The following is a 17,752-nucleotide window of genomic DNA, read 5'->3' on the forward strand; positions in this document are numbered from 1 at the left end:
GCGGGCACCGACCGGGCCGACGGGGCGCGTGGGGGCGTCCGGGTCACCGGGAGGGCTGCAGGCGGCGGCCCGCGGCCGGGTCGGCCGGGGAGGCCGGGCGGTCCTCGTCGCGCGGGTGCGCGTCCCACCACGACCGCTGCTCGTCGCCGGACATGCCGCCGGGCAGCCCGCTGCCCGGGACGCCGGGCCGCGGGCGCCGGGCCTTCGCCCGGTGCCGCTCGAGCTGGATCGCGACCATCCCGGCGTAGAGGAAGGGCGTGAACGTCGCGAAGTCGAGCAGGCGCAGGTCGACGGTCAGGCCGTTGACCACCACGGTCATCATCGCCATCGCCCCGAGGAGCGCCAGCGGCTGGCCGAGGAACTCGCCCGCGGGCAGCTCGCGCAGCGCGCGCCACATCGTGTAGAGGATGCCGACCAGCACCCCGACCCACAGCAGCGCGCCCGGGATGCCGAGCTCGGCGGCGATCCCGATCTCGTTCTCGTGGGAGATGATGTTGTACCCGGCGTCCCACGGGACGTTCTGCGACCACTGCACGTGGTACCAGGTGTTGTACGCGAGGAAGCGCGCGATGCCGATGCCGAAGAACGGGTGCTCCTGGATCGCGTTCCACGACGTCGCCATGATGTTGAGCCGGTCGAGGAGCTCGTGCGACGAGCCGACGCCGCCGCTCGCGCGGTCCGACGAGAAGAACGTCGACGCGTTGGCCGCCACCCCGGCCGCGCCGAGCACCAGGCAGACCACGAACGGCCGGCGCCAGCCCTTGGCGAAGAGGATCCCCATGCCGATCGCGATGACGAGCGCCAGCAGCACGACCCGGGTGTGGGTCAGGTAGACGGCGTACGCGGTGGCGAGGGCCAGCAGGTAGAGCCCGGCCTTCGTCCAGCGCCCGGTGCCGGGACGTGTGGCCAGGAACAGGCAGACGAGGAATCCCATGTCGAGGATCAGGCCGTTGACGACGGGCTGGTTGAACACGCCGTTGGCCCGGCCCGTCCACGCCGGGTCGTTGATGATGTAGCGCGGCCAGACCAGCGACCCGAGCCCGCGGAACTGCGCGATGCTGATCCACGTCGAGTAGGTCGAGAAGACCAGGGTCGACCACAGGATCCACCGCACGCCACGCTCGTCGTCGGCCACGCCCTTGCCCAGGACGTAGGCGGCGAACGGCACGACCGTCCCGGTGAAGATCCAGCGCCAGGCGTTCTGGTCGCCGCCGGTCACCGGGTCGATGGCCGGCAGGTCGTGGCCCATGAACAGCGACGTCAGGTTCCAGACCAGGTACGCCGCCATCAGCCACTCGACCGCCCCGAGGGTCGGCGCCTGCTTGCGGCCCTGCTTCACCGCCAGGGCGTAGGCCAGCGCGCACCCCACCAGGGCGGGGGTGAGCAGCTCCGTGGAGATGATCTCCTTCTGCGCGAGCCGGCCGAACGACGCCGCGAAGACGAGCACGAGGGCCAGCAGCGGGTCGCCGAGCGCGACGAGCGCCACGAGCGCGGCGACCGCCACGCCCGCGAGGAGCATCCCGACGTCGCTCGGCGAGCTCACCGCGAGCCCGAGCACGATGACGCAGGCGACGGCGCCGACGAGGAGGTCGGTGCGGGGCGACCGTTCGCGGCCGCGCGTGAGCAGGCTCATTTCTCCGTGCGCATCGTGACGGTCGGGGCGGAGAGGGAGTCGGAGCGCTTCGTGGCGCCGTCCTTACCGGTCGACGAGCCGGTCGACGAGCCGCTCGGGGAGCCGGACGACGAACCGGCGGCGGGACCACCGTTGCCGCCGGCACCGTTGGCCCCGGGGGTCGGGCGGCTGCTGGTGAAGCGCGCCGTGCCGATCCGCTTCGCGCCCTCGGGCGAGCCGGGCGCCGACGACGGCTTGAGGGCCGGCTTCGGCGTGCCGGCGCCCGGGCCGGACGCCGGGCCGGAGGACGCCGGGCCGGAGGACGCCGGGCCGGTCGAGGACGGCTTGCCCGCCGGACCGGACTCGGCCGGGCCGGACGGGGAGGGCTTCGGCGAGGGGGTCGGGGAGGGGCTCGAGGCGCCGCCGCCCGGACGGGCCCCGGGGCCGGCGCCGTTCGGCGGCTCACCGCCGGGCTTGGGCTGCGGCGAGGGCTTGCCGCCCTCGCTCCCGGTGCGGCGCACGACGCGCGCCGACGGGCCGGCGGTGGCGTCGGGGACCGGGCTGCCGGGAGACGGCTTGCCCCCGGGCGTCGGGCCGCTCGAGCCCGCGCCCTGCCCGGGGGAGGGCGTCGGGCCGGACCGCCCGGGCGCGCCCGGGCTCGGCCGGGCGCCGGCGGCGCCGGTCGGGCGGCCGTCGCCCGACGGCTCCTTCTTGTCCGTGCGGCCGGTGCCCGACGCGGGCTCCTCGCGGCGCTTCGGGTCGCCCGCGGGAGAGCCGTTGGTGGCGACGCCCTGGCCGGGGCGGAGCGAACCGTTGGTGCCGTTGGTGCCGTTGCTGCCGCCCGCGGCGGCACCGGCCGCCGCGCCCGCGGCCGCACCGGCGGCGCCGGCCGCCACCGCGGCACCCGAGCCGCCGGAGCTGCCCGAGCCGCCCGCCGTCGAGCCCTTGGCGTTCAGGGCCTCGCGGGCCTCCTCGAGCTTCTTCGCCGAGATCGGCGCGGTGCGGTCGGCCGGCGGCACCTGCTGGGGCGGGCGCTGACCGCCGGCCGGGCCGGCCGGGGGCTGCGACGGCGGCTGCGGGCGACCCTGCGGCGGGCCGGCCGGGAGCTGCACCGGGGTCCAGTTGCGCTCGGAGAGGAAGCCCGGGTCGACGAGCTGGCCGGGGTTGCGGACCAGCACGACGCCCAGCGCGGTGGAGCCGGTGCGGCCCAGCGCGTCGAGCGCCGAGGTCGCGTCCTTGGCCCGGGTCTCGCCCTCCTCGACCACCAGCAGCGCGCGGTCGGCGACGGAGCAGACGACCTGGCCCTCGACCGACTCGACCGGCGGGGCGTCGATGATGATGAGGTCGGCGAGCGCGGTGCCCTGGGTGACCAGGCGCTGGACGTGGGACTTGGAGAACAGCGCGAAGAGGTCGTCGCGCTTGCTGCCCTGCGGGCCCACCAGCAGCGCGCGGCCGTTGGTGAAGATCTTGCCGTCGACCCGGCTGCCGCCGCGCTCGGCGAGGAAGTCGGCCACGCCGGCCATCGACGAGAGCTCCGAGGGCAGCGGGTCGGCCTCGAGGTCGGTCTGCAGCAGCAGCGTGGTCTGACCCTGCAGGGCGCGCAGACCGGCCAGCGCCACCGCGACGCGGGACTTCGACGCGCGCGAGCTGTAGGGCCCGGTGATGGCGAGCGCGCCCGGCGTCGGCATGCCGTACGGGTTGGTCAGGCCCATCAGCGAGCGCAGCAGCTGCCCGCGGCCGTCCTCCCCGGAGCGGCGGCGCCCGCCGATGGTGGCGAGCACCGAGAGGTTCAGGCGGTCGCGCACCTCGTTGGCGGTGACGATGCGGTTCTCGAAGCGGCCCAGGGCGATCGCGAGCAGCGCGCCGAGCAGCAGGCCGCCGGCGAGCGCGGCGCCGGCGTTGCGCACGGCGTTCGACGGGTTCGAGGAGACACCGGCGTTGAGCTGCAGGTCCTGGAGCTGGTTGGTACCGCTCTGCAGGTTGGTGATCGCGTCCTGGAGCGTGCCGACCTCGGACGAGTTGTTCTGGGCGCGCGCCGCGTCGAGCTGGCGCTGCAGCTGCTGGATCTGGGCGGCGCTGTTGCCCTGCAGGCCCTCGTTGACGTCGTCGCGCAGCGCCTCGGCCATCTTCGTGGACGAGTCCTGGGCGACGTCGGGGTTCGGCCCCGTGGCCTCGACGTAGACGATCGGGCTCGACGCGGCGATGCGGGCGTTGAACGTCAGGTCGGAGGAGACCCCGGCGCGCTGGCGCAGCACCTCCTGCGAGGAGGCCTGGTTGAAGTAGTCGGCGTAGCCCTGGGCCAGCACCGTGTCCTGCTCGGGCGCGCGGTCCTGCGAGACGATCGTCAGCGCGGCGCGGCCGGTGTAGGTCGTGCCCTTGAGCAGGGAGGCCCCCAACGCTCCCGCGGCGGCCACGAGGCCGATGACGAGGATCAGCGCCCACCGACGGCGGATGCGGTCCCACTGGATCAGGAGCGGGCTCATTGCGTGCCTTTCGTCCGATCGCCTCCGGCGCGCCGCCCGAGGATGGTGCGCCGGCACATCGTAGTGTGACGGGCTGTTGCTCCAGGTCCGTCACGCACCTGCACGGCCCCGGAACGGTAGCGAACCGGGCGTACTGCCCCGGTGGGCGGGCGCGGGCGGTGCACCCGTTCGGAGCCACTCCCTGGGGAGACGTGCGGCGCCGCGAACGGTTGCCCTCACCGCCCGAGCAGGTCGGAGATCATCCGTTCGCAGCAGCGCGCGGTGGTCTCGATGCTGAAGTCCCGCTCGGCGCGCAGGCGGGCCGCCTTGCCGAACGCGTGCCTCAGGCCGTCGTCGCCGGCGAGTTCGCCGAGTCGACGCGTGAGGGCGTCGAGATCCCCGGCGGGCACGAGGTGGCCCTCCTCGCCGTCGCGCACGATGTCGGGCAGGCCGCCGACGGCGGACGCGACGACGGGCAGTCCCGCCGCCATCTGCTCGATCACCGACATCGGCACGCCCTCGTGCTTGCTGGGCAGCACGCCGAGATCCGAGGCGGCCAGCAGGCGCGGGACGTCGCGGCGCAGGCCGGTGAACACGACGCGGTCCGCGACGCCGAGCTCCGCGGCGAGCGCGCGGCGCTGCTCGGCCAGGGGGCCCTCGCCCACGACGAGCACCCGCAGGCGCGGGTGCTCCGGCGCGAGGCGGGCCAGCGCGCGCAGCAGCAGGTCGTGGCCCTTGATGTCGGTGATGCGCGCGACGATGACGGCGACCACGTCGTCCTCGCCGAACCCGAGCTCGGCGCGCGCCTCCGCGCGCTGCGCGGGCGTGGGCAGCTCCGGGATGCGGATGCCGTTGGGCACCACGTACTCGGGCACGCGCCGCCACGGGTAGCGCCCGACGCCCTCGTGGTCGCGCAGGTAGGCGCTCTGGCTGGGCACGAGCAGCGCCAGGCCGTCGGTGATCGGCAGCGTCTCCACGACGTAGGACGGCAGGGCGCGGTCGCCGACGTGGTGCAGGTCCATGTTGTGGACGGCGATGACGTTGGCCGGGACGCCGGAGAGCTTGGCGAACCAGGGCCCGATCACCAGCGGTGCGCGCTGGAAGTGCGGCACCAGCACCACGTCCGGCCGGGTCCGGCGGAAGTGCCGCCAGAGCCGCGCGGTCTGCCGCAGGTCCTTCCAGCCGTACCGGCCGAAGAGGGTGACGTCGAAGCCCGAGGCGCGGAAGTCGTCGGCGAGCGTGCCGCCCTCGCGCAGGCACACCAGCTCGGGGCGCACCTTCTCCGGGTCGAGGTGCCGGAACATCTCCAGCAGCACGACCTCGGCCCCGCCGACGAGGGCGGCGTTGAGCACCAGGCACAGCCGGACGGGCCCGTCGGAGGGACGCCGCCGCCACGGCACCTTCACAGCGTCGTCGCCGGGTCGGTCGGGGCGCCGGGGATCGGGTGGCCGAGCAGGCGGGTGAAGGCGCGCTGGTAGTCGTCGACCATCGCGGCGACCGTGTAGTGCGACAGCGCCCGCGCGCGCCCGGCGGCGCCCACGGCGGCGGTGCCGTCGGGGTCGTCGATCACCGCCCGCACGGCCTCGGTCCAGCGCTCGCGGGTGAGCGGGTCGACCATGACGCCGGCGCGGCCGTCGTCGAGCATCTCGGGCACGGCGCCGGAGATCGACGCCATGACGGGCACGCCGCGCATCATCGCCTCGACCATGACCAGCGGGAACGCCTCGAACCCGCTGGGCACGCAGAGGACGTCCATCTGCTCGAACGCCTCGTCGGGCCCGAACGCCCGGCCCCGCCAGCGGACGCGGCCGCGCAGGTGCTCCGGGGTGCGGGCCTCGAGGTCGGCGCGGTCCGGCCCCTCGCCGAAGACGTCGAGGGTCCAGTCGTCGGGGCGGTCGAGCGCGTCCAGGGCCTCGGCGAGCAGCAGCGGGTTCTTGTACTCGACGATCCGCGTCATCATCCCGAACCGCACCGGCCGTCCCCGGCCCTCCGCGGTCGCCGGGAGGTACGGGCGCTCGGGGGCCGTGGGGATGCCGTTGGGGGCGACCATCACCGTGTCGGTCAGCGCCTGGTGGCGGGTGAGGTCGACGTGGTGCTGGCGCGCGAGCACGAGCAGCGCGTCGGCGGTGCGCAGCGCGCGGGCCTGGAACCCGGTGTAGGTCGGGCGGTCCAGCTCGGCGGGGTCGTGGCTCGCGGGCATCCACAGGCGACGCTGGCCGTGCAGGCGTCCCTGGGCGCGCCAGCCGAGCGCGAACGCGATCTCGGTGTTGGTCACGCCGCCGACGAGGACCGCCTCGTCGGTGCCGACGTCGACCAGCGGCTGCCAGAAGGGCTGGAGCAGCAGGCGCACCCGCGGGTCGAGCTCCGCGGTGTAGGGCCCGAGCTTCTGCAGCGCGACGACCGTCACCGGGTGGCCCCGTTCGAGCAGCTCGTTGGCCAGCATCACCCGCTGGCGCTCGGCGCCGCCCAGCTCGAGGCCGTTGGAGATGACGACGACCGCCGGGCGCCCGCCCGCCCGCTGCGCGGCCGCCGTGCGCTCGTGGCGGCGCCGCGCGCGGGACGTGGGCCGGACGCGGTCGAGGACGACGGCGCCCGCGGAGAACAGGGCGCCCCGCCCGGCGTTGTCGCGGATCCCGAGCACCATCGTGCGGGCCGCGCGGCGCAGGTCGTCGGGCCGCTGCACGCGCCGCTCGTCGGGGGCGGACCCGGGGTCGTCGGCCTCGTCGTCGGGCCCGGTCAGGCGCGCCTGGGGCTCCTCGTCGTCGACGAGGCGCAGGGTCCACCCGGCCGCGCGGGCGGCGCGCTGCCAGGCCGCCTCCTCGCCACCGTCGAAGAAGCGCTCGTCGAAGCGGCCGACGGCGTCGAGCGCCGCGCGGGAGAGCAGCAGGCAGCGGCGCAGCAGGTAGCCGTCGACCTCGTCGGGCGCGGCGGCGTAGAGCTCGCTGACCCGGCGGCCGCGCAGCGACGCCGACCAGCCGCCGACGCCGACGAGGTTGCGCACCACCGTCTGCCCGCGACGGGCGACGTCCCAGGGCCGACCCGGGCCGCCCGCGTCGACGACGGTCGGCGAGACCGCGGCCACGCCCGGCTCGGCCAGCACAGCCCGGGCGCGGGACAGCGGTCCGAGCAGCTCCACCGACGGGTCGAGCAGCAGGACGTCGTCCGTGCCGGCCTGCGCCACGAGGCGGTTGGTCGCGGTGACCGGGCCGAGGTCGGCGTCCCAGAACGTCCAGTGCACCGCGGGGTGGCGGGCGGCCAGCTCGCGGATCGCGGGCGTGGCGGCGTCCCGGTTGTCCCACACGAACACCCGGGCCTCGGGCAGCCACTTGTCGACGCTCGCGAGCGCGCGCTCGAGGAGCTGGGCGTGGGCCGGGGAGACCAGCAGCACCGCGAGCCCGCGCTGCTGCGGTCGGTCGTCCGCGTCGCTCGGGGTCACCCGCACGACCTCCTGGTGGATCTCGGGCCCGTCACAGACGACGGGCGTGGGAGACGAGCCACTCGCCGTCGAGGTGACTCATGAGGGACCTCGTCGTCCCCAGCAGGGCCAGTGCCGTGGAGTCCTCGGACGCGACGAGCGCCCGCGCCGACCGGCGCACGACGACGCCGGGTCGCGAGAGCACCCCGGACAGCGCCGGCTCGAGACGCCCGTGGACCACCGCCGCACCATCCTCCCAGGCCTGGCGGAAGAGGTGGTCCATCACCGGATCGGGGTCGTTGCCGGGCACGCCGACCTGCAGGACCTGGGCCACGCCGCGCTCGGGCAGCGCGTAGACGAACCAGCCGGCGATGCGCCCGCCCTTGCCGCGCACGAGGCGCGAGACCACGCGCCCGACGCGCGGCAGGGCCCCGACCTCGTCGAAGACCCACCGCAGGAAGGCCGCGTCGTAATCGGGGTAGAGCCGCACCCGCCGCCCGATGCTGCTCATCTGCTCGAGCAGGTCGGAGACCGTCATCGGCTCCCGGCTGCCGTCCGGCTCGGGCGGCTCGGTGGCGAGCCGCGGCACGCGCGAGCCCATCCGCGTCGCGATGCCGTCCACCGGCGCGGCGACCGCGCGGGTCACACGGCGCACCACACCCTCGCCGGCGCGGGAGCCCAGCAGCGCGTCCGCGGCGCGTCCGGGACGCAGCACGCGGTACCAGCCGACGGAGGCGTGCACGAGCTCCTGGCCGCCGAGCTCGCGCCACATCCGCAGCGAGTCGTCGTTGGAGCGGTCGGCGAGCGTCACGTCCTGGGGGCCGCCCATGAGGCGGCGCAGCAGCAGCGCGCCGACGCCCCGCGGGCGCTGGTCGGGCCGCACGACGAGGTTGCTGCTCACGGCGACCCGGGCGGCACGCCCGTCGATGCGCACCCGCCGCGTGCTCGCGCCGATGAACCCGGCGACCTCGCCCTCGGCGGTCTCGTGGACGAGCGAGGGGATGTCGGGGTCGGCCCACGGGTCGTCGAGCAGGATGCGCTCGAAGTAGCGGCGCACCTGCGGGCGGCTGCTCGTGCCCGAGCCCATGACCTGCTCGAACAGCAGGGCGACGCCGTCGAGGTCGTCGCGCTCCAGCGGCCGGATGCCGCTCACGAGTGCACCTCCGCCAGCTCGCGCCACAGGGCGGCGAGGCGCTCGGCCCAGGCGTCCGCGGCGTACGCGCGGGCCGCCTCGCGGGCGCGCTCGCCCATCGCGTGGCGGGCGACGTCGTCGGCCAGGAGCTTGCCGAGCGCCGTCGCCAGGGCCTCCGGGTCGGCGACCGGCACGAGCACGCCGGTGTCGCCGTCGGCGACCACCGTGGACAGGGCCCCGACGGGGGTCACGACCGGGACCAGCCCCCAGGCCATGCCCTCGAGCACCGACATCGGCAGCCCCTCGGCGTGGCTGGGCAGCAGGAGGATCTCCGAGCGCGCCAGCAGCGCGTCGCGCTCGTCGGGGCCGAGGTAGCCCCGGATCTCGACCACGTCGCCGACGCCGGCGTCGCGCAGGGCGGCCCGCACCGGCTCCGGGTCGGCGTGGCCGGCGAGCACGACGTGCAGGCGCTCGCGCTGCCCGGCGGGCAGGAGGCCCAGCGCGCGGAACAGGTCGAAGACGCCCTTCTTCTCCGTCAGGCGCCCGAGGAAGGCGGCGGTGACCGGGCCGTGGCCGGGACGCGAGGGCACGGACTCCGGCCACTCGACGGGGTTGGTCATCAGCACGATGCGCTCGTCGGGCACCCCGATGCGGCGCGCGTAGCCCTCGCGGACGGTCTCGTTGAGCACGATCACGCGGTCGGCGACCAGCAGCCGCCGCACGACCGCCTGGGCCCGGGCGGACAGCCCGTCGAACCAGTCGAGGAACAGTCCCGCGTGGGTGTGCACCACCGTCGGCACGCCGCGGGCGCGGGCGACCCCGAGGATCGCGCCCTTGCGCAGGACGCTCGCCTTCTTCGACAGGTTGACGTGCACGACGTCGACCCGGCCCGTGAGCAGGCGCAGCACCGCGCCGCCGGCGCCCACCAGGGTCGCGCGCAGCCGCTGCGCCGTGCCGCCCTCGACGTGGGTCGCGTGGACGTGCAGGTCGACGTCCTCGGGGACCCACCGCTCGAGGAGGCGCTGGACGCTCGCCATCCCGCCCTCGGTGCGCGAGGACGGGCCCGCGACGAGGACCCGGAGCCTGCGGCCGGGACCCCGCTCAGACATCCCGCACACGCGCGCGCCGGTCCCGCGCGACCCACTCGTAGGCGGCGAGCAGCTCCTTCTCGGAGTTGGCCCACGACAGCGGGCCCGACACCCGCTCCACGCCGATCTCGCCCATCGCCGCCCGCCGCTCGGGGTCGTCGAGCAGGTCGGAGACCAGCGAGGCGAACTCGGAGACGTCGTTGGGGCGGGCGTACACGGCGGCGTCGCCGGCCGAGACGCGGGCCTCGACGAGGTCGAAGGAGACCACCGGCCGCGCCATCGCCATGTACTCCATGATCTTGTTCATGGTCGACACGTCGTTCAGCGGGTTGCGGGGGTCGGGCGCGAGGCACACCGACGCCGTCGACAGGTAGCGCAGCACGTCCTCGTCCGAGACGCGGCCGGTGAACGTCACGCGGTCGTCGAGCCCGAGGGAGCGCGACAGCGCGACGACGTCGTCGAACGCGTCGCCGGTGCCCATGAACACGGCGTGCCAGTCGTCGCGCCGGGCGGCGAGGTCGGCCAGGGCGCGGACCGCGTAGTCCACCCCGTCCTGCGGCCCCATGACGCCGAGGTAGCAGAGCAGGTGCTCGCGGCCGTGCGCGAGCGCGGGCTCGGCGGCCCGCCGGCGGAAGCGCTCGACCGCGGGGGCGCTGCGCACGACGAACGTGTCCTCGACCGGCACCCGGCCCCGGCCGGTGGCCACCGCGCGGTAGCTCTCGTTCGTGGCGATGACGGTGTCGGCGGTGCGGTAGGTGGCCCACTCCAGGGCCCGCATCGCCCAGTACAGCGAGTCCCGCTTCGAGCGGAACCGCGAGAGGTACAGCTCCGGCACGAGGTCGTGCTGGTCGAACACCACGCGAGCGCCGCCGACCTTGGCGCGCAGCGCGGCGAGGAAGAGCAGGTCCGGCGGGTTGCACAGGTGGACGACGTCGACCGGCGCGCGCTTCTGGATGCGCTTGAGCAGCCGGCTGGTGTGCCGCAGGGCGGTGCCGTACTCCTTGAGGTAGCCCTGCGGGCCGCCGGTCGCCGCCTCGAGCGGGTACCGGTGGATCCGCACGCCGTCGATGACGACCTCGGTCTCGGTGTCCCGCTTGGTGCCGAGCGGGCAGATCACCTCGACCTCCCACCCGTGCCCGGTGAGGGTCTGGCACTCCTGCCACACCCGCCGGTCGAAGGGGACCGAGAGGTTCTCGACGATGACGAGGGCTCTACCAGGCAAGGCCGACATATCCCTCCTGCTGGCGGCGGCGTGCGGTGTCCGGGAGCCGGACGAGGTCGATGACCGGCACGCCCGGCACGGTGTCCAGCGCCGCGAGGACGTCCGCGCCGGCCTTGCCGACCACCAGCACCTCGGCGTGCGCGGTGATCTCGGCGACGTCGTCGACCAGGAGGTCGCGCAGGTGGGGCAGGTGCGCCTCGATGAACGAGCGGTTCGCGCCGAGCAGCGCGGACTCGACGACGGCGGGGTCGTGGATGCGCAGGTCGTAGCCCTTGCCGAGCATCCGCTCGCACAGCTCGACCAGCGGGCTCTCGCGCAGGTCGTCGGTGCCGCCCTTGAACGCCAGCCCGAACACGCCGACCTTCCGCCGGCCGGTGGCGGCGACGTGCTCGAAGGCGCGCTGGATGTGCTCGTCGTTGGACGGCAGCACGTTCTCGAGGATCGGCACCCGCACGTCGTGGCGGCGCGCCGCGTGCACCAGCCCGCGCAGGTCCTTCGGCAAGCAGGAGCCGCCGAAGGCGAAGCCCGGCCGCAGGTACGCGGGGCTGATGTTGAGCTTGGTGTCCGAGAGGAAGATCTCCATGACGTCGTGGGAGTCGACGCCGAGCTCCCGGGCCAGGGCCCCGATCTCGTTGGCGAAGCCGATCTTCAGCCCGTGGAAGGTGTTGTCCACGTACTTGGTCATCTCGGCGACCGGGGGCTCGACACGGAACTCCGGGGCGTCGAGGTCGGCGTAGAGCGCCATCACCGCGTCGCCGCTGGCCGGGTCCAGCTCGCCCACCACCGTCTTCGGCGGGGCGTAGAAGTCCTTGACGCTCGAGCCCTCGCGCAGGAACTCGGGGTTCACCGCGACGCCGAAGTCCTGCCCGGCGACCAGGCCCGACTCCCGCTCGAGGATCGGCACCAGCACGCCCAGGCACGTGCCGGGCAGCATCGTCGAGCGGAACACCACGACGTGGCGGGTGCCGTCGGTGGGGCGGGTGGCGAGCGCGGCGCCGATCTCACCCGCGGCCCGCTCGAGGTAGGAGGTGTCGAGGCTGCCGTTCGGCGCCGACGGGGTGCCGACGCACACCAGCGAGAGGTCGGTGCCGTGGATCGCCGCCGTGACGTCGTCGGTGACGGTCAGGCGGCCGGCGGCGACGACGTCGCGGACGATGTCCCCGATCCGCTCCTCCACGACCGGCGTGCGGCCCTCGCCGAGCATCGCGAGCTTCGCCGGGTTGACGTCCACCCCGACGACGTCGTGGCCCTCGAGGGCCAGGCAGGCGGCGCTCACCGTGCCGACGTAGCCGAGACCGAAGACACTGACCTTCATCTCAGGGGTCCTCGCAACGGGTCGGGGTCGCGGCGGGCCGTCGCACGGCCCGCTGGGCCCGGCCACGGTACCCAGGGGCACGACGCGATCGTCATCGGGCGTGGGCGCCCGCTTCCACCACGTAGGACGTGCGGGTGGCCGCCCGGTTGAGCGGTCGGACGTGCGTCACCCGCCTGCGCGCGCGCCCGGCCCCGGCCCGGGACGGCCCGTCGCGGCTCCTACCATCGGGCGCCATGAGCCGCCGGCTGCTCGTCCTCGGGTACCACAACATCGACCCCACGCCGTACGCGCCGGCCGCCCCCGGCGCCGGCCGTCAGGGCTTCGAGCGGCAGCTCGCGCTCCTGGAGCGCGTGGCGAACGTCGTGCCGCTGACCGTGGCCGTGGACACCCTCGCGGCGGGGGGTTCGCTGCCCCCGCGCGCGGTCGCGCTGACGTTCGACGACGGTTACGCCGACTGGCTCGACGCCGCCGTGCCCGCGCTCGACCGGCACGGGATGAACGGGACGTTCTTCCTGGTGACGGACATCCTCTCCCGCCGGGTCACGGCCTGGTGGGAGGACTTCGCGGACGCGCTCGAGCACGCCGAGGTCGATCACCTGGAGTGGGCGGGGCGGACCCACGACCTCTCGACGCCGGCCGCGCGCCGGGCGGCGGGGGACGCCCTCAAGAACGAGCTCAAGCTCGTCGACGGGGCCACCCGACGGGCGGCCGTGGCGGCGGTCGCCGAGCGCGTCGCGCCGTCGCGGCCCGGCACGTCGTCGCTGTTTCTCGACTGGGACGGCGCCCGCACCCTCGCCGCCACCGGGCACGGTGTCGGCTCCCACACGGTGACCCACCCGATCCTCGCCCGCGAGGACGCCGACGCCCAGCGCGCCGAGCTCGTCGACTCCCGCCGCGCCCTCGAGGACGGCCTCGGGCAGACCGTCGACCTCTTCGCCTACCCCAACGGCGGGACGGGCGACTACGACGAGCGGACGACGCAGATCGCCGAACGGGCCGGCTACCGGGCCGCCGTCACCACCCGGGCGGGCCTCGCCGGGCCGGGGCACTCGCCGTACGAGATGCGCCGCGTCCTCGTCGAGCCGACCACCGACCTCGCCGAGGTCCTCGGCAAGGTCGCGCGGAAGTCGTCGAAGCTCGCCGGCGCGGTCGCGCGCCGCGGGTCGCGGCTGGCGAGCTCGGTCGCCGGTCGGGTGCGGGCCTGACCCTGGCCGCCACTCACGCCCTGGCGTCCGCGGTCCGGGCGGCCCAGGCGGAGGTGACGATGTCGTCGAGGTCGTGGCGGGCGGTCCAGCCGAGGCGCTCGCGGATGCGGGTGGTGTCGGCGACGACGGCGGGCGGGTCGCCGGGTCGGCGCCCGCCGCGGACGGGCTCGACGGGGCGGCCGGTGGCGCGGGCGATCGCGGCGACGACCTCGAGCACCGAGTAGCCGCGGCCCACGCCGACGTTGAGGGTCTCCGCGCACGGCCGGTCGGGGTCGTCGAGCAGGGCGGTGGCCGCGACGTGGGCGTCGGCGAGGTCGTCGACGTGCACGAAGTCGCGCACGCAACTGCCGTCGGGGGTGTCGTAGTCGGTGCCGAACACCGTCGGCGCCCGGCCGGCGGCCACGGCGTCCAGCGCGATCGGGACGAGGTTCTCCCGGCCGCGGTCGGCCAGGCGGGCGTCGCGGGCGCCGGCGACGTTGAAGTAGCGCAGCGCGACGTAGCGCAGGCCGGTGGCGGCGTGCAGGTCGGCGAGCAGCCACTCGCCGGCGAGCTTGGTGGTGCCGTAGGGGTTCACCGGGGCGCAGGCGGCGTCCTCGGCCACCGCGGCGCCGGAGGTGGCGCCGTAGACCGCGGCGCTCGAGGAGTAGACGAACCGCTCCACCCCGGCGCCGGTGGCGGCGGCGAGCACCGTGCGCAGGCCCTCGACGTTCTCGTGCCAGTAGTGCAGCGGGCGGGCCACCGAGTCCGGGACGGACTTGCGCGCCGCGAAGTGCATGACCCCGTCGAGGCGGTGCTCGGTGATCGCGGCGGCCACGGCGTCGCCGTCGAGCACGCTCGCGCGCACCAGCGCCACGTCGTCGTCGACGCGCTCGGCCAGCCCGGAGGACAGGTCGTCGAGGACCACCACCGCGTCCCCGCGGGCCCGCAGCGCCCGTGCGGTGTGCGCGCCGATGTAGCCCGCGCCCCCCGTCACCAGCCATCGGTGCACCACTCGCGCTCCCCTCGCTCGCCCCGGCGGTCCGAGGCTACGAGGCGGGCTCCGCGCGGCGGCGGGCCCCCGGGCGGACGGTCGGCCTAGAGACGGCGGGGGGCCGCGTGGGCGCGCAGCGCCGGGGCCACCGGGCGGCCCTCGAGCACGGTGTCGACGCCGTCGGTGAGCGCCCGCTCGTAGGCCGGGAGCGCGCCCGCCACGGCGGCCACGGTCTGCTCGACGTCGTCGTCGGTGTGCGCGGCCGAGATGACGAACGACTGCCCCAGCACGCCGCGGCGCAGCAGCTCGGCCAGGAACACCGTGCGCATCCCCTGCGACGGGGCGCCCTGGGCGTCGCGGGTGCGGAAGACGAGGCACGCCGGGTGCCCGGCGACGTCGACGTGCTCGGCGAGCCCGGCGGCGGCGACCACCTCGTTCACGGCCGCGGCGAGCCGGGCGCCCTGGCGGCGCATCGTGGCCACCGGGTCGTCGCGCCGGTAGGCCTCGACCACGGCGCGGAAGGCGGTGAGCCCGACGGTCTCGGGGCCGTGCGTGGTGGAGAGCAGGAAGACGCGCTCCGCGTCGGTGCGCAGGCCCCCGAGCTCCATGAGCTCGCGGCGGCCGGCGAGCGCGGACACGGGGAACCCGTTGCCCATCGCCTTGCCCCACGTCGAGAGGTCGGGCGTGACGCCGTAGACGCCCTGCGCGCCGTGCGCCGACCACCGGAAACCGGTGATCATCTCGTCGAACACCAGCACCGCGCCCTGGGCCGTGCAGAGCTCACGGACGCCCTCGAGGAAACCCGGCGCCGGGTCGCCCAGCGCCGTCGCGGCCTCCATGAACACCGCCGCGATCCGCCCGGGGTGGGCGTCGAACAGCGCGCGCAGCGAGTCGAGGTCGTTGTAGGTGAAGCGCGCGGTCGCCTGGCGCACGGCGTCCGGGATGCCGGCGTTCATGGCCGTCCGGCCGATGAACCAGTCGTCGGTGGAGAAGAAGGGCTGGTCGGCGATGGCCACCATGTCGCGCCCGGTGGCCGCCCGGGCGAGCTTGAGCGCGGCCGTCGTCGCGTCCGAGCCGTTCTTGCAGAACTTCACCATGTCGGCGCCGGGCACGAGGCCGAGGAAGTCTTCAGCGGCCGCCAGCTCGAGGCGGTGCGGGCGGGAGAAGTTGACGCCCCGGCCCACCACGTCGCGGACGGCGGCGTCGACCGGCTCGTAGGCGTGGCCGAGCGTCACCGACCGCAGGCCCATGCCGTACTCGACGTACTCGTTGCCGTCGACGTCCCACACCCGCGCGCCGCGACCGCGCTCCAGGACCGGCGCCATGTGCTCCGGGTACTGGTCCGAGCCGCGCGCGTACGTGTGCGCGCCGCCGGGCACGAGGTCGTGCAACCGCGCCTGCACCTGGTTCGACCGCGTGAGATCGATGTCGGTCCCCGAGTCGGACGTAGCGGACGGATAGGACGCGGACGTCATGGGCATCAGCCTCCCTGATCGGCGAGTGGTCACCTCGTCCGGGTCGGCGACGGCCTCGGCGTCGGCCCGTACGTCCGACGTGTGGGGAGGGTAGGGCGTTGCCCGCAGCGCGGTGCCGATCGCCGCACGGACGGGTGGTGTCACCCACCGTCGGCCCCGGCCCGTCACCGGTCCGGCCGCGCCGTCCACCCCGACGGCCCAGCGGCGGTCCCCCGGACAGGACGCGCTCCGTGGGCCCTCCACACTGGTCCACATGGCAGCACCGGTCGCACCACCCGGAGCAGCAGGCCTCGGGCCCGGCGGACGCCACGCGCGGCGCGCCCCCCGGCACGCGGCGCCCGACGACACCCCGCCGGGTGCCGTCGGGGGTGTGGTCCCGCTCGCCGCCCGGCCGCGGCGCCGGCGGGCGGTGGACGACGCTCCCGTCGACGTCCCCGACGCGCCGACCGTGCGGGCGCCGTGGCCGGTCGCGGCCTCGGACGCCCTGACCCTCGCCGGGACGACGACCCTGCTGCCCGGCCCGCCGGTCGCGCCCGCGCCGGTGCGCCCGCCCGTCCCGGCCCGCCCGGCGCGGGGGCCCCGGGGTCTGGTGGCCCCGCCGACCGTCCCGCCGCCGAGCACCCCGCCGCCGGGACCCCCCGCGCCGGTGGCCGCGGTTCGCCGTCGCCCCATCCCGCACGGGCACGTCCCCGGCACGCCGGTCCTGGGTGCCCGCCCGGTCTGGGGCCCGCCCCGCCCGGCCCGCTGAGCCGCCCCACCCCACCGAGCCGCCCCACCCCACCGCCCCGCCGAGCCGCCCCACCCACGAACGAACGGCGCTCTCGCTGCGTCGGAAGCAGCGAGCTCGCCGCTCGTGTCCTCGGGGTCGCGGCATCCGGGTGCTCACCGCGCTCCGTTCGCGAGTCGATCTCCGGCCGCGGTGCGGGCGGGCTGGCAGAGTCGGCGCCGTGCGGGAGCGGGAGGTGACGACGCGGGTCGTCGACCTCGCCGCCGCGATGCGTCGCCGCGGCCCGTACCGCGTGCCGGCGCCCGCCGAGGTGGCGGTCGCCCGGGAGCTCGCCGAGGCCCTCGCGGGGGGTGACGGGGAGGCGGCGCGGGCCGTCGGGGTGCGTCTCGGCCTGGAGGCGACGGCGTTCGGCGAGGACCTGCTGCTCGCGTCCGACCCGACGGGGGAGCGGGCGTGGCTCGTCGTCGTCGCGCGCCCGGGCACCGCGCCGGACGCCGTCGTCGAGGTGCCGCACCCCAACGCCGACCTCGACACCGAGCGCATCGGGCTCGCGGTCCAGGAGCGCCGGGCACGCACGCTCTACCTGCAGGCGGGCGCCCACCGCCTCGCCGGCGCCCCGTCCTGGGTGCGGGAGCGCGCCGACTGCCCCGCCGACGTGTCCTCCCGCCGCGACGCTCCGTTCTCGCGCGTGGCGGCCGTTCTCGCGGCGCGCGGCCTGCCGCAGGTCCAGCTGCACGGGTTCGCCGACCGCGACGGCCTCGACGTCGTCCTCTCCCCGGGGGCGGCGCGCGGCGGACCGCTGCTCGCCGCGGTGCGGCAGCGCCTGGTGGCCGCGGGGGAGCGGGTGGCGACGGAGCCGGACCCGCGCTGCGACGACCTCCTCGGGCGGCTCAACGTCCAGGGTCGCGCCGCCGACCGTGCCGGGTCGGCGTTCGTGCACCTAGAGCTGTCCCGCTCGCTGCGCCGGGACGCCGTCCGTCGCGACGCCGTCGCCGAGGCCTTGGCCGGCGCGCTCGACGGCGTGTCGTGCGAGCGAGCATGTGGCGATCCTGGCGTGTGACGCCAGCAAAGCCGCGTTGCTCGCACCGGAGGTGCGCCGGACACACGACGGGCCGGCCGGGGAGGTGTC

13 protein-coding genes are annotated in these 17,752 nt (G+C 75.9%); 3 read left to right on the forward strand and 10 right to left on the reverse strand.

Annotation, left to right across the window (positions count from 1 at the left end):
* Positions 1 to 43: 43 nt before the first annotated feature.
* The 8 genes from ABD994_RS00325 to ABD994_RS00360 all read right to left on the reverse strand — a co-directional run bounded on the left by ABD994_RS00325 (position 44) and on the right by ABD994_RS00360 (position 12,246).
* A complete protein-coding gene (locus ABD994_RS00325) occupies positions 44 to 1,633 on the reverse strand; it encodes an O-antigen ligase family protein (protein ID WP_345410131.1) in 1,590 nt (529 codons plus the stop codon).
* Complete coding sequence (locus ABD994_RS00330) at positions 1,630 to 4,095, reverse strand: hypothetical protein (protein WP_345410133.1); 2,466 nt, start codon at positions 4,093 to 4,095, stop codon at positions 1,630 to 1,632. Before ABD994_RS00330 ends, ABD994_RS00325 begins: the two co-directional genes overlap by 4 nt.
* A gap of 215 nt (positions 4,096 to 4,310) precedes the next feature.
* Positions 4,311 to 5,474 carry a glycosyltransferase gene (locus ABD994_RS00335; protein ID WP_345410135.1) on the reverse strand — a complete coding sequence of 388 codons (1,164 nt, stop codon included), beginning with the start codon at positions 5,472 to 5,474 and terminating at the stop codon, positions 4,311 to 4,313.
* 2 nt (positions 5,475 to 5,476) lie between these two features.
* Positions 5,477 to 7,510 carry a glycosyltransferase gene (locus tag ABD994_RS00340; RefSeq protein WP_345410137.1) on the reverse strand — a complete coding sequence of 678 codons (2,034 nt, stop codon included), beginning with the start codon at positions 7,508 to 7,510 and terminating at the stop codon, positions 5,477 to 5,479.
* Between the two features lie 31 nt (positions 7,511 to 7,541).
* A complete protein-coding gene (locus ABD994_RS00345; RefSeq protein ID WP_345410139.1) occupies positions 7,542 to 8,642 on the reverse strand; it encodes a GNAT family N-acetyltransferase in 1,101 nt (366 codons plus the stop codon).
* Positions 8,639 to 9,730, reverse strand: a complete 1,092-nt coding sequence (locus ABD994_RS00350) for a glycosyltransferase family 4 protein (protein ID WP_486303752.1) — start codon at positions 9,728 to 9,730, stop codon at positions 8,639 to 8,641. Before ABD994_RS00350 ends, ABD994_RS00345 begins: the two co-directional genes overlap by 4 nt.
* Positions 9,723 to 10,940 (reverse strand): glycosyltransferase family 4 protein, encoded by a 1,218-nt coding sequence (locus ABD994_RS00355; RefSeq protein WP_345410143.1) that lies wholly within the window; start codon positions 10,938 to 10,940, stop codon positions 9,723 to 9,725. Before ABD994_RS00355 ends, ABD994_RS00350 begins: the two co-directional genes overlap by 8 nt.
* On the reverse strand, positions 10,921 to 12,246 hold the full coding sequence (locus ABD994_RS00360; RefSeq protein WP_345410145.1) for a nucleotide sugar dehydrogenase: 1,326 nt from the start codon (positions 12,244 to 12,246) through the stop codon (positions 10,921 to 10,923). The genes ABD994_RS00355 and ABD994_RS00360 overlap by 20 nt, the downstream gene beginning before the upstream one ends.
* A gap of 233 nt (positions 12,247 to 12,479) precedes the next feature.
* Between ABD994_RS00360 and ABD994_RS00365 the strand changes: the two genes are divergently transcribed.
* A complete protein-coding gene (locus ABD994_RS00365) occupies positions 12,480 to 13,451 on the forward strand; it encodes a polysaccharide deacetylase family protein (RefSeq protein ID WP_345410147.1) in 972 nt (323 codons plus the stop codon).
* Between the two features lie 13 nt (positions 13,452 to 13,464).
* Here ABD994_RS00365 and galE read toward each other — a convergent pair whose 3' ends face one another.
* Positions 13,465 to 14,424: a UDP-glucose 4-epimerase GalE gene (gene galE, locus ABD994_RS00370; RefSeq protein WP_345410149.1), complete on the reverse strand. Its 960-nt coding sequence runs from the start codon at positions 14,422 to 14,424 to the stop codon at positions 13,465 to 13,467.
* Positions 14,425 to 14,525: 101 nt separating this feature from the next.
* On the reverse strand, positions 14,526 to 15,896 hold the full coding sequence (locus ABD994_RS00375; protein ID WP_345410151.1) for a glutamate-1-semialdehyde 2,1-aminomutase: 1,371 nt from the start codon (positions 15,894 to 15,896) through the stop codon (positions 14,526 to 14,528).
* A 253-nt stretch (positions 15,897 to 16,149) separates the two neighbouring features.
* On the opposite strand from ABD994_RS00375, the gene ABD994_RS00380 reads away from it, so the two are divergent.
* Together ABD994_RS00380 and ABD994_RS00385 are read left to right on the forward strand one after the other, a co-directional pair.
* Positions 16,150 to 16,644 carry a hypothetical protein gene (locus ABD994_RS00380; protein WP_345410153.1) on the forward strand — a complete coding sequence of 165 codons (495 nt, stop codon included), beginning with the start codon at positions 16,150 to 16,152 and terminating at the stop codon, positions 16,642 to 16,644.
* Positions 16,645 to 16,843: 199 nt separating this feature from the next.
* Positions 16,844 to 17,683 carry a hypothetical protein gene (locus ABD994_RS00385; RefSeq protein ID WP_345410155.1) on the forward strand — a complete coding sequence of 280 codons (840 nt, stop codon included), beginning with the start codon at positions 16,844 to 16,846 and terminating at the stop codon, positions 17,681 to 17,683.
* The last annotated feature ends 69 nt before the right edge of the window (positions 17,684 to 17,752 follow it).

Origin of the sequence: Actinomycetospora chlora (assembly GCF_039542135.1) — a bacterium.
Taxonomy (GTDB): Bacteria; Actinomycetota; Actinomycetes; order Mycobacteriales; family Pseudonocardiaceae; genus Actinomycetospora; species Actinomycetospora chlora.

What these genes read in the sequence shown, in the direction of transcription:
- ABD994_RS00325 (WP_345410131.1), bottom strand. Translation starts at nt 1,633, where the DNA reads ATGAGCCTGCTCACGCGCGGCCGCGAACGGTCGCCCCGCACCGACCTC.
- ABD994_RS00330 (WP_345410133.1), bottom strand. Translation starts at nt 4,095, where the DNA reads ATGAGCCCGCTCCTGATCCAGTGGGACCGCATCCGCCGTCGGTGGGCG.
- ABD994_RS00350 (WP_486303752.1), bottom strand. Translation starts at nt 9,730, where the DNA reads ATGTCTGAGCGGGGTCCCGGCCGCAGGCTCCGGGTCCTCGTCGCGGGC.
- ABD994_RS00355 (WP_345410143.1), bottom strand. Translation starts at nt 10,940, where the DNA reads ATGTCGGCCTTGCCTGGTAGAGCCCTCGTCATCGTCGAGAACCTCTCG.
- ABD994_RS00360 (WP_345410145.1), bottom strand. Translation starts at nt 12,246, where the DNA reads ATGAAGGTCAGTGTCTTCGGTCTCGGCTACGTCGGCACGGTGAGCGCC.
- ABD994_RS00365 (WP_345410147.1), top strand. Translation starts at nt 12,480, where the DNA reads ATGAGCCGCCGGCTGCTCGTCCTCGGGTACCACAACATCGACCCCACG.
- ABD994_RS00375 (WP_345410151.1), bottom strand. Translation starts at nt 15,896, where the DNA reads ATGACGTCCGCGTCCTATCCGTCCGCTACGTCCGACTCGGGGACCGAC.
- ABD994_RS00380 (WP_345410153.1), top strand. Translation starts at nt 16,150, where the DNA reads ATGGCAGCACCGGTCGCACCACCCGGAGCAGCAGGCCTCGGGCCCGGC.